Below are 12,870 nucleotides of genomic sequence, written 5' to 3' on the forward strand. Positions count from 1 at the left end.
TCATGGTCATGCCATCGCAGCCATCTGGCCAGCGTGCGCTTTCCGAGGTTGCCAGGGATTACGAGCGTGCGGAGATTTCCGCCCTTTGGGTTCACGATTTAGAAAGCAAGCGACACATCCTCGCGTTCGCGGTGGTCGAGCTATGCCCCCGTGAGCAGGAACCTTCGGTGTTGCTCCAGGACGAAGACAAGAAGGGCAAGCTGATTCCGATGAAGAGGGAAGTCCTGGGTCCACGCCGCACGGCCTATGTCACCCGGATTCTGCTCGATGATCCACTTGCAGCGGTGGACTTCTACCGGGGACGCTCGGGGACTTGGCCATTGCTAGGCTCCAGCCAGCAGGTGTGCTTGGAGTCATTGGGACCACTGGAGGAAATCCCCCCCTCCGAAATTCCCCGCCTCGTCACGAACAGTGGTGGTTCCACGCCACCAGGCGCCATGCTTCCCATGCGTCATGGAACCTCCCGCCTCTATTCTCGCCTTGATCCAGGGAGGCATCTCCAACAGTTTCTCCAGCATCGGGAATTGGAAGTGCTGGGACACTTCGCCCAAGAGACGCTGGGCGTGGATCTCCTTAGCTACTCCGAATATCAAGGGGCCATCCTGCTGTGCGCCTCCAATCCGCTGCTGCGCGGTATAGAGGAGTGGCTCGCATCGGATGAGCGTCATCTGGTCGTGGAGTTCATGGAGCGTGACGGGTGCTCGGTTCAGGGGTGTTGGTTCGAAGTGACGGAGATTCACCCGTCGGGAGATGGCTTCAACCTGCGGTGTCAGGTGACGGCCTCCTCACTCATCCTTCCTATGCCCAGCCGACCCAGAACCCAGCGAACACGGCTGTTCGACCCCTTCGGTGACTGCATCCACGAGTCCACCGGGACCTTTCTGACGTCCGTCAATATCGAAATGGAACTGGGGGGACACGTTCGCGATTTCAGGTTCCAGTTGCGAGATGGCACGGTCGAGCATCACAAAATCGAGACGGTGACAGCCGATCGGCGGCAGTCTCAAGAGAAGGAGCGCACAGTCGAGCAACTCCTGCGTGAGGCACAGGAGAAGCGTGAGTTAGAGAATCTCGAGCAGAGCCGCACCTTTGTCTATTTTGAGGGGGGCGAGGGCTCCAAGCAGCGCGCGGTAGCGATTGTTCGACAGTTGTTGAGTAAGGCACGGCACCGGTGCATTATCTGCGATCCGTATCTCGCTGCGGATGACGTGGCGAGGTTCACTCCGTTCGTGCGGGTCAAGCGCCTTCCCATCCAGCTCCTTGGCGCGAGGTTCTTCCTCAAGCAGAAGCTCCAGAGGGATACGGAGGAGACCGAAGGAGACCTGCTCGTGAAGCGCCTGCGCGAAATCGATGCGCTGGATCCGTCACTCACGCTCCAGTGCAGGGTCATGCGAGGTAGCCAGAAGAGTCCTGTTCACGACCGCTTCCTGGTGGTGGACGACGAAGTGTATTTGCTTGGCAGCTCTCTCAATGAGTTTGGTTCGCGAGCCACGACTCTTTTCAAGATTCCGGATCCGTTACGAATCATCACCGCCCTGCAATCTTTGTGGGGCGACCCAAAGCGCACCTTCCCCATCGAGGAACTCCGGGTGACCCCTGCCGACCCAGAGGAGAACGATGAGTCCGGTATTTGAGTGGAGGAGGATGCCATGAAGAAAGATCCTCGCCTCGAGTTCCAGCAACCTTGGGAACTGCGTCGTCTGGCAGAGGTCGCTCAGGCAGACGCCGATGTTCGCGCCCTCCATCCGGACTCGGAGTGGAGCACGCTCGTCGCGCCCCTGGTGAGACTCGTCCGCCGGCTCGCCGCAGGTGAAACGATGCTGGTCGCACCCCCAGTTCCTTCAGGGCTTTCTCCTGCACTGGCCACTCCCTGGAAGACGCTCACGTCCATGCTGTTGAGTGGGGAGTTTCATGGGAGCACAGAGAAGGAAGTCCGTGTTCTCGTCGAGAGACTGTGCGTGGCCCTGGCAGCCGATCCGGGGCTTGGCCTCGCGGAGTGGCTACGGCTCTCCCAGGAACTCGATCGCGTCGATGGAGGAATTATATTTCTCGACCAACTCACTCTGGACCTGCTTCGTGCGCACGAGCAGGAACTACAGATCCTTCCCGCCCACACGAGCCCTCTGGAGCTTCTTTCTACGCATGGGCCCCTGAGTGAGCCCGGCGTGGGGGAGCGCTACCTCGGTGAGTTTTCCGAGCGAGAACGGGCATCCACGGACCGCTGGGACTGGTTGACTCAGGTCAAACGGGCTACAGATTGCTTCTTCCAGGATCCGCTCAGGAGGCAGGTGCACTTATTAGACAGGTTGGGGGGACGCCACTGGCTTCAGTTTATGCGTGCGCTGCCTCACACGCTTCTTCGCGTGGCATCCCTCTATTGGACGCTTCAATCCCCGGATGTGGCACATGAAATGGTGGAACTCTCAATCGAGGAGGCAGTGGACGGCGAGCCAGTTCACGAAGAAGTACTGGTGCTCCTAGTTCAACACACATTCAAGCTGTGGAACCATATCCATCGCAATCTGGTAGAAGCCGCCTCTGGACGGTTTCTCGTGGACTCGGAATCTCCCGAGTCCATTGAGCGAGCGCGTGCGGCCGAGAAGGACTGGCGTGAGCGAGAACTCCCCGAGCGCGCCCAGGCACTCGCAGGATGTCTTCTTCGGCGAGGAGCGAAGGACACGGGCCTCAAGGTCGGGGCGTTGGCACTCCGACACCTGTTCGTCCGTACCCACCAGGAACCTTACCGAGAACCCGAAAGTGAAACGACGCCCATCATCCGTGCAGCCCTCGTACAAGGCTTCGCGACATCAGGGCGGTCGCTGAGCGAAATTGTCAGCGCCATTCTCGGTACACAGACCATCAAGCCCGCGCTTCTCTCGGCAGCATGCGTCGTGGAGGACTTGAGTTCTTTTTCTGAACTGGAGCGGGTCGAACAGGCGGAACGGATATGGAACGCCTATGGACAGCAACTGGAGACGGAAGACTATTTCCTGAATGGGCCTCTTGAAGCGGATGAGCAACAACTTGCGCTTGCGCTTGGTTCGATGCTGGCGAGACAGCTAGCCCCCGAGACAAACTTCGCGGCACGGTTCGTGTCAGTAAGGCGTCCAGCGGAGGGATGGAAGGCGGATTACAGTCAGTTTCTCCGAACAATCCAGAACGTGCTGCACCTGCTGATCGTCGGCGCCATGGCAAGTACGTACTGCAAACAGAGGGGCCAGTCAGGGCAGGCGCTCTTTCGGCTCGTCTGGGACAAACTTCATTCCTGGCTTCGCACTCCTCTGCCTGGGACCACCGACGACAACGTGCAGCGTGCGCTTGCTCATGTGTGGGCTCGACTGTGGGTCATGGAGGGGCCGACCGCTACCGGGATGGCGCTCGCAGCACTGCGCCGGTTGGATCATCTGGAGTGGCTCCTGCTTGTCGCCAAGAATTTGAGAGACAACATGGCCCGGTTTGGTGGACCCAATCGCCTGCCCACAGAACTCCAGGAAGTCATTTGGAGCCGCTTCGAACGCATGTTTCCTGTACTCAAACTCAAAAGGGCGGTGACCCCGGAGCAGGCTGCGCGGTACGAGCGGGATGCGATTGAACTCACCCCGGATGTGCGGCGTTCCTCTGGCAGCGGTTAGGGTTCTCGCGTCCTCACTGGTAGGCGGATGGCTCGGGGAGGGGCAGGCCGAAGGCCACGATGCACGTGCGGGCCTGCTCGGCGAGCTGAGGCGGCGTATAGGCAGGAGAGAGGCCGTGTGGAGGGGGAGGGCTGGAGCAGAGGGGCCGCGGACGGGTGCCGGCCGAATCGCGCCTGGCGCGAAGACGCCATGAAACCTCGTGAGGTTTACCCGAGGCGGAGGCACCAGGGACGCCACACGCCGTAAAAGCTCCAGCCCGGTGAAGAGCAGGTGCGTGGTGCCGTCGGGCAGCGGGCGCTTCATCCGCCAGGTGATGTGGCCATCCTCTGCTCATGACAAACGCTCTAGTGTCAACGCGCCGCGCGCCCCGTAGCGGCACAGCCGCTCCAGGCCCTGCCTGTCGTTGGCATGCAGATGCGTGTTGGCGTGCAGGGAGAAGCCCTCCAGCAAGGCGCACCGGCCGAGTGCGGAGGCACCCGAGGTCCCTCCGCTCTCCTGATGGAGTGCTACGCCGCTACTTCAAGAGATAGGCCCCCGTCTGCTGGTTGGCCCCGTCGATCCAGCGGTGGAAGGCGAAGTCGTCGCGGCCGTCGCCATCGAGGTCGGCGAACACGGCTCCCAGCCAGCCCACGGAGTCCGCGGTGATGTGGAAGGGCGGGGTGAACTGTGGCGCCCACTCCCAGCCATTGCCGGTGTTGAGGTAGGCCCCCGTCTGCTGGTTGGCCCCGTCGATCCAGCGGTAGTAGGCGAGGTCGGCCCGGCCATCGCCGTTGAGGTCGGCGAAGCGGGCACCCAGGTCGCCCACGCCGCTGTCCGCAGTGATGTGGAAGGGCGGTGTGAACTGGGGAGCCCACTGCCAGCCGCTGCCGGTGTTGAGGTAGGCCCCCGCTTGCTGGTTGGAGCCGTCAATCCAGCGGTAGAAGGCGAAATCGGCCCGGCCATCGCCGTTGAGGTCGACGAAGCGGCCACCCAGGTCGCCCACGGTGTCCGAGGAGAGATGGAAGGGCGGAGTGAACTGAGGCGCCGACTGCCAGCCGCTGCCGGTGTTGAGGTAGGCCCCCGTCTGCTGGTTGGAGCCGTCAATCCAGCGGTAGAAGGCGAAGTCGTCGCGGCCGTCGCCATTAAGGTCGGCGAACGCGGCTCCCAGCCAGCCCACGGAGTCCGCGGTGATGTGGAAGGGCGGAGTGAACTGAGGCGCCGACTGCCAGCCGCTGCCGGTGTTGAGGTAGGCCCCCATCTGCTGGTTGGACCCGTCAATCCAGCGGTAGTAGGCGAGGTCAGCCCGGCCATCGCCATTGAGGTCGGCGAAGCGGGCGCCCAGGTCGCCCACGGTGTCCGAGGTGATGTGGAAAGGAGGTGTGAACTGGGGCGCCGACTGCCAGCCGCTGCCGGTGTTGAGGTAGGCCCCCATCTGCTGGTTGGACCCGTCGATCCAGCGGTAGTAGGCGAGGTCGGCCCGGCCATCGCCGTTGAGGTCGACGAAGCGGCCACCCAGGTCGCCCACGGTGTCCGAGGAGAGATGGAAGGGCGGAGTGAACTGGGGTGCCGACTGCCAGGCGCTGTTCTGCGCGAGGTACAACGCCTTCAGCGCGGTGATGTCGCTGGAGGCGAACTCGCCTGTCTCGGCAGAACGGAAGCAGGAGTTCATGATCGAGCCGCCGACGTTCGCCGTGGTCGGCGTGCCCGGGATGTGGATGGCGCCGACGCCAGCGTCGCCCTCGTTACCGCCGGAGCCGCAGCTGATGCTGCGGTTGTAGTAGTCCGTGTGGCGGAACCCGATGGTGTGGCCGATCTCGTGCGTGATGACGTGCTCGATGACGTCGACGCTGTACGAGGCGAGTCCGGCACCGATGTTGATCGTCGAGTACGGCAGCCCGCCCGACGGGAAACCGGCGGATCCTCCCACCATGCCCGGCTGGAGCACCGCGTTGATGGTGAAGCTGCAGCCGGTGCTTGGCGTGCGCGCCATGGCGAAGGTGAGTGGCAGCTCGTCGTAGTTCTGGATGGCCAGATCGAGCGCCGTGCTGAACGCGCCGGTGAACGTCGAGCCGTTGATGCAGATCTTCGACAACGACGTGCTGATGAGGTTATTGGTGCGGTATTGCTCCTGGGTGGTGTCGCCGGTTCCGAGCATCTCACGCGACGCGCCCAGGGATACCTCGGCGTCCCGCCCGACGTAGACCTTCCCGTCGACGATCATGATGTCATTGGCAGGGAACCCGGCCTTGACCAGATTGCCGACGATCTCCTGCGTCTCATCGGGTTGTCCGGAGCACCCGAACGTCAACGCAATACATCCCGCCGCAAGTACGACGCTTCTTGGAAACATGGAAACCCCTTGGTGAACGCATCTCCGGGATCGCTGCCTCGTGGCGACCTCCCGGCAACGCGTTGCTAGCGCAACGGAATGGCTTTTGCCATAAGCGACTAGTCCGAACTTCGATGCCAAGGACCGGCTGCCGGGCACCGGCTACCGCGGATGCTTGAGCCCGGTCAGCCCGCGAGGGAGTATGTCTGTTCGCGCACCTGGAAGGTGACGGACGGCGCCACCGCCTCGTTGGCGAATTTCGTCAGGCCGCTGATCGCGAGATACAACTGCGCGGCGGCAAGCCATTCGCCGCCGCGCACACTCTAGCTCAAGAGGTCATGGGTGAGATGGGGGCCTACGAATCGGCTCACTCTTCTCCTGGCCGCGTCTGGATGAGCCGGCCGCTCACCACCAGGCCATAGTCCGCATCCACCTCCGCCGTCTCCAGGTGGGCGTCCTGGACGATCTCGTCGCCCAGCACCTCCACCTTCCACGTGCCGGTCGCCGGGTGTGACCCGCAGCGACAGATCGTTCACGCGCGCGTGGGTCGCGCCCACCGTGCCCATGGGATTCTGGGCTGGGGCGGCTCAAGTCTCAACACCAGGCGCCCTGGGGGGGCGCTCGTGCCAGGGTCCGGCGCGCACCTGCCGGGGGCCATCCCAGGTGCTCCCCAATCGCGCTCACCCCTCCCGCCTGCTTCACGTCCGCCAGCACTCGCCGCCTGCCTCCCCACCTGACGCAGGCGAAGCCCGTCCACCGCGAATGCCCTGCGCAGCAGCCCTGCCTGGTCTACTGGCGGCCTCCTGTCCTTGCTCGCCCCTGCCTCCGGCGCCACGCTCGCCTCCTGTGCTGCTACCTGGGGGCGCGTCACGCTCCTCTCCTCCCCTCCTGCTTGGGGGCGATCCTTGGTTCGCACCCGGGGCGGGATGTCCTCCTTCTTCCTCGGATTTCCAGTTGTTACTCATTTTTTGGTTTTCAACGGATGAGAAGACGAAGTAGGGAGGTCCTGCCATTTTCTCATGGAGGAAGTTCGATGAGCCCGCTGTCGCGGAACACGAGCCGTGCGCTGGCGCTCCTGTCTACCCTGTTGGTAGCGAGCGCCTTCGCGGCTCCAGCAAAGGATCAGACCCACGCCTCGCGCTACATGCCGCCTGGAGACCCGAACCTCGATCCCAACTGGGATTGGACGGGGAGCGGGCCTGGGCACACCATGTACTACTCGGTGAATGGGTCCACGCCGCTCCGGCTGGACAACGTGCAACTGCCCTTCTACACGGCGGGCCATCCGCTCAGCACCGACCAGAAGGACATGTACAAGCAGGACGGGTGGGTGCTGGCGTACCGGGACTTCGGTACGCCGACCGATGCGCCCGCCATGCCCTTCTTCGCCCTGTACAACAAGTACCGAGGCACGCTGAGGGTCATGTTCTACAACGCGCCCAACGTGGCCTACTCGTTCTACCGGGTGGACCTGGCCTTCCGCAGCACCTCGGCCACGGGCGCGCTGCTCACGTTCTCCGACTCGCAGAAGGCCACCACCGGCGATTACGACAAGGCCAAGCGTGACTCCTTCATGGGCCGCATCGCGCAGTTCCGCGGCTGGGCCTATGCGGACTTCACGGTGTTCGGCTACGACCCCAACCTCCACCCTGATTCCAAGTTCCGGTTGGAGATCTGGGGAATCGACGAAGGGCAGATCCAGCTCAACTCCACCCAGTTCACGCTGAGCGAGGTGGTCACCGACGCCAATCCCTCGGCCTCCGGCAACGGTGGCGCCAACCTGATGGATGCCTTCAACAAGGGGCAGAAGTTCTACAACAACGTCGGCAGCGTCAAGAAGTCGCTTCAGGACGTGGTGACCAAGACGCCAGGCAACCCGTGGTGGAAGCAGACCGTGCAGAGCGTGCTCGGCTCGTCGATCGCCACGGTGGCCCCCTACATTGGAGGCCTCATTGGCTTCGTGTCGTCCTTCATCGGCGGCAAGTCCAAGCCCGCTCCCCGCGAGCCGCTCAACTTCCAGGGCTCCCTGCAGATGAGCGGCACCATCTCCACCACCCGGCAGATCTTCGCCACGGACCTGGCGCTCGTCCAGGGCCCCACCGCGCCTGACTTCTACCGCCCGCTGAACCCCATCACCTGGGGCCTCTTCAACCTGACCCAGAAGCCCCTGCTGCGCGCCCTGGTCTACCGGGACGAGTGCATCGATGATTACGGCATGCTGCGCTACTGCGAGCAGGACTATGGCTTTGCGTTGGGCAATCTCCAGTACGTGTTCAATCCGAACGCGGGCGTGACGCTCAAGTCCATCAAGGCCGCGTTCACCTATTCCTCGGGCCCCTCGAGCTTCGTGGCTCCGGCCGATCTGGGCGGCTCCTATTATTACCGGGCGGACTACTGCAACAACAACCAGCTCTGCTGGGAGTCTCGATACGGTGATTGGCCCCAGGCCGTCGGTCTCGAGCTGGTGTTGCAGGTCAACTCGCCAACCCTGCACTCGGACTCCGAGATCGTCGTCTACAAGGTGTTCTCGTCGCTCGACTACAGCTACGAGTACCAGTGATAGAACGGCCAGGTGATTTGGCAATGGACACCGCTTCTGGTTGCAGGGGCGGTGTCGCTCGGGGAGGAGCTGGCCGCTGAGGCTGTTCTGCTGCTGGTAGGCCGCGTCGATGTCCGCATGGGCCTGAGCCACACACTCTTGAGAATGCCTTCGATCATCGACATGCGGGCGGTTCGAGACGTGGACTCGTCCTCCGGACCGAACTCCTTTCCAGGACAGACCGCAATCAGCCGGTCGATGGCTTGCCGGTCGATGGCTTGCCGGTGGTGTAGACCGCCAGTTGAGCGTCGAAGGCTCGCTTGTAGGCGGGCCGCGCCTCGCCGCGGGCGACATAAGCGGCCAGGTTCGGGTATTCGTCCAGAATGCCCGATGATTTCAGCCTGAGCAGCACCGACACCATCATCAGGTCGCCCGCGCTGAACGCACCATCGAGCCAATCGGCGTCGCCCGGACGATCGGAAAGTTGTTTCAACCGGTTTCGGACACGCTCCTCGACCAGAGGCAGGCGCTCCACATGCCAGGGCTTGTCGCCCTCCAGCAGACTGGCGGTTTCGAGTTCAAGGACCGGCGGCTCCACCGTGTTGAGCGCGGCAAGCATCCATGTGATCGCGCGCGCCCGCGCGTTGGCATCCTTCGGCAGCAGACCCGCATGGCGCTGGGCGATGTGGAACACGATCGCCCCTGTCTCGAACAGGGCGAGATCGCCTTCCTCATAGGTCGGAATCTGGCCGAACGGATGAAGCGCCAGATGCGCGGGTTCCTTCATCGCACGAAACGAAACAAGGCGAACCTGATAGGGTTGGCCCACTTCCTCGAGCGCCCAGCGAACTTCACGTCCGCCAGCACCCGCCGCCTGCCTCCCCACCTGACGCAGGCGAAGCCCGTCCAAATCGAACGTCCTCCCGCGCAGCTCGGCGAGAGTCCACTCGGGTGTCCTCTCCCTCATCAGTTCCTTCCTGGTTGCCGAACGTCCTCCCGCGCAGCTCGGCGAGAGTCCACTCGGGTGTCCTCTCCCTCATCAGTTCCTTCCTGGTTGCTGCCTCCAGCGCCACGCTCGGCATCCTCGGTGCGCATGCCGCGCATCCGCGCGAGCACGTCCTCATGGCTCATTCCCCGCGAGGCCGGGCGGGGGTTCGCCGCCCGCGCCGCTTAGAGCGCGATCACGAGCTTGCCGAAGAGCTCGAGCGAAGCTTGTGCCCGGTACGCGTCCCGGGCGTCCTCGAACCGGAACGTGCGGGCGATGGGCGGCCGGAGCCGGTGCTGGTCGATCACCCGCGACAGCTCGTCGTACATCTTCGTGCTGCCCACGGCGATGCCTCGCAGGGTGGCGCCCTTGAACAGCACCTGCGTCGCGACGGACGGAGCGTCTTCCAGGGACATCAACCCCACGAGCGCCACTTCTCCCCCCGGACGGATGGCCGTCAGGGATTGAGGCAGGGAGGACGTTCCATTCACGTCGATCACCTTGTCGACTCCGCCGGTGCGCTCGAAGATGGCCCGTCCCCAGTCCGGGGTGTCCCGGTAGTTGACGCCCTCGTGGGCTCCCAGGGAGATCATCCGGCGCAGCTTGTCGTCCTGACTGGAGGTCGCGAAGACCCGGGCACCCGCCGCGCGTGCCAGGAGCAGGGCGAAGAGGGACACGCCGCCACTTCCCAGCACCAGCACCTGGCTGTCCGGCCCGAGGGGCCTGCCGCCGTGGAGGGCGTTCCAGGCGGTCACCGCGGCGCAGGGCAGGGTGGACGTCTCGGCGAAGTCCAGGCTCTCGGGAGCCCGCGCGAGCCGACTGGCGGGCAGGACGACACACTCGGCCAGCATCCCGTCCGTGTCGTGTCCGCCCAGGCCGTAGTCGACCTCGGTGGGCTGCGCATCGTGCCAGTTCTTGAAGAAGTACGGTGTTACCCGGTCGCCCACGCGCCACGTCTCTACCCCGGGGCCCACCGCGTCGACCTCACCGGCTCCATCCGATACGGGGACGAGGTCCCGCTCCAGCAGCCGCATCCCCGGGAAGCCCTGGAGCACGAGCCGGTCCCGGTAGTTGAGGGACACCGCGCGGACGCGGATGCGGACCTCACCCGGACCGGGGACCGGCATCGGCACGTCCTCGAGCACCATCCCCTCCACCGTCGTGGCGCCCGCCTTCAATGTCCAGCGACGCATCAGATGCCCCCCTGGACGGTCATCCCGCCGAAGATGCTCCGGTTCACGGCGGCCTCGAAGAGGGGGTAGGGGTAGACGGGTGCGAGCGCGCTCACCTCATCCAGGGCGCGCAGGTGCTCCTCGGACAGGCGCAGACTCAATGCGGCGAGGTTGTCCTGCAATTGCTCGCGCCGGCTCGCGCCGAGGATGAGCGAGGACACACCCGGCTTCGCCAACGCCCAGGCGAGCGCGACCTGGGCCATGGGGCGTCCGACCTCGCCGGCCACGCCGCGCAGCACGTCGAGCACCCGCCAGTTGTGCTCGGTGAACTTCGAGTTCCCGAAGGGATTGGGCCCGGTGAGCCGCCCCTCGCCCGAGGCGCCCTGGGACTCGCGCTGGTATTTGCCCGCGAGGAAGCCCGCGGCCAGGGGACTCCACGGGGTGATGCCCAGACCGCATTCACGCGCGGCGGGCACATGCTCCCGCTCGATGGAGCGCTCGGTGAGCGAATACTCCAACTGGAGGGCGATGGGCCCCGGCAGGGCGTGCGCCCGCGCCAGTGTGGCGGCCTTCGCGGCGTACCAGGCGGGCACGTTGGAGAAGCCGAAGTAGCGGAGCTTCCCGGCGCGCACGAGATCGCCGAGCGACTGGAGCACCTCCTCCACCGGCGTGACGGTGTCCCACGCGTGCAGCCAGTACAGGTCCACGGAGTCGACGCGCAGCCGGCGGAGCGAGCCTTCCAACGCGCGCTGGATGTTCTTGCGCCCGTTGCCTCCGGCGTTGGGATTGCCGGTGCTGGAGTTGAAGGTGAACTTGGTGGCGAGCACGAGCCGGTCGCGCAGGGAGCGCTCGGCGATGTACGCGCCGACCAGCTCCTCGCTGCGTCCTCCCGCGTAGACGTCGGCGGTGTCGATGAAGTTGCCCCCCGCCTCCACGTAGTCGTCGAAGATGGCGCGGGAGCTGTCGTCGGACGAGCCCCATCTCGGGGTGCCAAAGGTCATGGTGCCCAGGCAGAGCGGGCCGACGATCAATCCAGAATGGCCGAGAGGCCGGAAGGCGGTGGGGTTCATGCCGCGCAACATGGCGCGTGCCAGGGCCGTCGAGTAGATAGCCAGGTCGGCATGAGGCTGTGAGGTGCATGCAGCAATGAAGCGCAACGAGATGAACGACCTGGCGGCGTTCGTGGCCGTCGCCGAGGAGAAGAGCTTCACGCGCGCGGCGGCGACGCTGGGCATGTCCCCCTCGGCCTTGAGTCATGCGATGCGGGCCCTGGAGGGCCGTCTGGGCTTGCGGTTGCTGACACGAACGACTCGCAGTGTGTCGACCACCGAGGCGGGAGAGCGTCTGCTCCTGACGCTGCGGCCGGCGTTCGAGTCCATCCAGTCGGAGCTGACGGCGCTGGGCGCGATGCGGGACAAGCCCGCGGGCACCGTGCGCCTCACCACGTTCCGCTATGCCGCGACCCGCGTGCTCTGGCCCATCCTGCCCCGATTCCTGGAGGCCCATCCGGACATCCGCTTCGAGCTGACGCTCGATGATGGCCTGACCGACATCGTCGCCAGCCGGTACGACGCGGGCATCCGGTTCGGCGGTGCTCTGGAGAAGGACATGATCGCCATCCGGGTAAGCCCGGACGTGCGGATCGCGGTCGTGGGCTCCGCGGCCTACTTCGCCCGGCATCCCCGGCCCACCACCCCCAAGGAACTCGCCGGACATCGCTGCATCTCCTACCGGATGACGACCCTGGGCGGCTTGTACCCCTGGACCTTCGAGCGGGACGGTCACTCCCTTCAATGGAAGCCCGATGGAGCGCTCGTCTTCAATGACGACGACATGATCCTGACGGCCGCCCTGATGGGCCAGGGGCTCGCGTATGTCCTCGAGGATGTGGCCGCCGAGCACCTCGCCCGGGGTGATTTGATCCGCGTCCTGGAGGCGTGGTGCCCGGTATGGCCCGGCTGCCATCTCTACTACCCGAGCCGTCGTCAGCTCCCGCCCGCCCTGGCCGCGCTGATCGAGGCCCTGCGCCTGGCGTCGGCCCCGGAGCGGCCGTCCCGGACACGGAAGCGGGCCCGGTCGGGGGATTGAATCCGTTCCCTGTACTCCACTGCTTGGGTGACCAGAAACGGCCGCGGTTTCGCGCCTGCCTTATTCGGCATCCCTTGAAGCGAACATCGTTCCCTTCGCGGGAGATTCACGACGGCGTAGCTGTGGACCAGACGGCCAATCCCTTC

General features: G+C 64.7%; 9 protein-coding genes and 1 pseudogene. 4 read left to right on the top strand and 6 right to left on the bottom strand.

Annotated features, from left to right (window positions below):
- Positions 1–2 precede the first annotated feature (2 nt).
- Positions 3–1,634, top strand: coding sequence for a VPA1262 family N-terminal domain-containing protein (locus tag F0U63_RS20870; protein ID WP_395847667.1), 1,632 nt, complete (start codon positions 3–5; stop codon positions 1,632–1,634).
- A gap of 15 nt (positions 1,635–1,649) precedes the next feature.
- Positions 1,650–3,632: a hypothetical protein gene (locus F0U63_RS20875; RefSeq protein WP_395848561.1), complete on the top strand. Its 1,983-nt coding sequence runs from the start codon at positions 1,650–1,652 to the stop codon at positions 3,630–3,632.
- A 237-nt stretch (positions 3,633–3,869) separates the two neighbouring features.
- Here F0U63_RS20875 and F0U63_RS20880 read toward each other — a convergent pair.
- The 3 genes and pseudogenes from F0U63_RS20880 to F0U63_RS20890 all read right to left on the bottom strand — a co-directional run.
- Positions 3,870–3,935: pseudogene (locus tag F0U63_RS20880) on the bottom strand (hypothetical protein); the annotation flags it as partial.
- Between the two features lie 211 nt (positions 3,936–4,146).
- Positions 4,147–5,919: a M57 family metalloprotease gene (locus tag F0U63_RS20885; RefSeq protein WP_395847668.1), complete on the bottom strand. Its 1,773-nt coding sequence runs from the start codon at positions 5,917–5,919 to the stop codon at positions 4,147–4,149.
- Positions 5,920–6,125: 206 nt separating this feature from the next.
- The gene (locus F0U63_RS20890; protein ID WP_395847669.1) at positions 6,126–6,260 is read right to left on the bottom strand and encodes a hypothetical protein; all 135 of its coding nucleotides are present in this window, start codon (positions 6,258–6,260) and stop codon (positions 6,126–6,128) included.
- A 713-nt stretch (positions 6,261–6,973) separates the two neighbouring features.
- Here F0U63_RS20890 and F0U63_RS20895 point away from each other — a divergent pair.
- Complete coding sequence (locus F0U63_RS20895; protein ID WP_395847670.1) at positions 6,974–8,500, top strand: hypothetical protein; 1,527 nt, start codon at positions 6,974–6,976, stop codon at positions 8,498–8,500.
- 226 nt (positions 8,501–8,726) lie between these two features.
- Here the strand turns inward: F0U63_RS20895 and F0U63_RS20900 are convergent, their stop codons facing one another.
- The 3 genes from F0U63_RS20900 to F0U63_RS20910 form a co-directional block, all read right to left on the bottom strand.
- On the bottom strand, positions 8,727–9,446 hold the full coding sequence (locus F0U63_RS20900; RefSeq protein WP_395847671.1) for a glutathione S-transferase family protein: 720 nt from the start codon (positions 9,444–9,446) through the stop codon (positions 8,727–8,729).
- Positions 9,447–9,649: 203 nt separating this feature from the next.
- Positions 9,650–10,657 carry an NAD(P)-dependent alcohol dehydrogenase gene (locus F0U63_RS20905; RefSeq protein WP_395847672.1) on the bottom strand — a complete coding sequence of 336 codons (1,008 nt, stop codon included), beginning with the start codon at positions 10,655–10,657 and terminating at the stop codon, positions 9,650–9,652.
- Positions 10,657–11,718, bottom strand: coding sequence for an aldo/keto reductase (locus F0U63_RS20910; RefSeq protein WP_395847673.1), 1,062 nt, complete (start codon positions 11,716–11,718; stop codon positions 10,657–10,659). Before F0U63_RS20910 ends, F0U63_RS20905 begins: the two co-directional genes overlap by 1 nt.
- A gap of 64 nt (positions 11,719–11,782) precedes the next feature.
- On the opposite strand from F0U63_RS20910, the gene F0U63_RS20915 reads away from it, so the two are divergent.
- Entirely contained in the window at positions 11,783–12,724 is a 942-nt protein-coding gene (locus F0U63_RS20915; RefSeq protein ID WP_395847674.1) for a LysR family transcriptional regulator, read from the top strand.
- Positions 12,725–12,870: the final 146 nt, after the last annotated feature.

This window comes from Cystobacter fuscus (assembly GCF_044360685.1).
Classification (GTDB): domain Bacteria; phylum Myxococcota; class Myxococcia; order Myxococcales; family Myxococcaceae; genus Cystobacter; species Cystobacter fuscus_C.

Coding starts and splice junctions, on each gene's coding strand:
- F0U63_RS20910 (WP_395847673.1), bottom strand. CDS start 11,718: ATGTTGCGCGGCATGAACCCCACCGCCTTCCGGCCTCTCGGCCATTCT.
- F0U63_RS20875 (WP_395848561.1), top strand. CDS start 1,650: ATGAAGAAAGATCCTCGCCTCGAGTTCCAGCAACCTTGGGAACTGCGT.
- F0U63_RS20870 (WP_395847667.1), top strand. CDS start 3: ATGGTCATGCCATCGCAGCCATCTGGCCAGCGTGCGCTTTCCGAGGTT.
- F0U63_RS20915 (WP_395847674.1), top strand. CDS start 11,783: ATGAAGCGCAACGAGATGAACGACCTGGCGGCGTTCGTGGCCGTCGCC.
- F0U63_RS20905 (WP_395847672.1), bottom strand. CDS start 10,657: ATGCGTCGCTGGACATTGAAGGCGGGCGCCACGACGGTGGAGGGGATG.
- F0U63_RS20895 (WP_395847670.1), top strand. CDS start 6,974: ATGAGCCCGCTGTCGCGGAACACGAGCCGTGCGCTGGCGCTCCTGTCT.
- F0U63_RS20900 (WP_395847671.1), bottom strand. CDS start 9,446: ATGAGGGAGAGGACACCCGAGTGGACTCTCGCCGAGCTGCGCGGGAGG.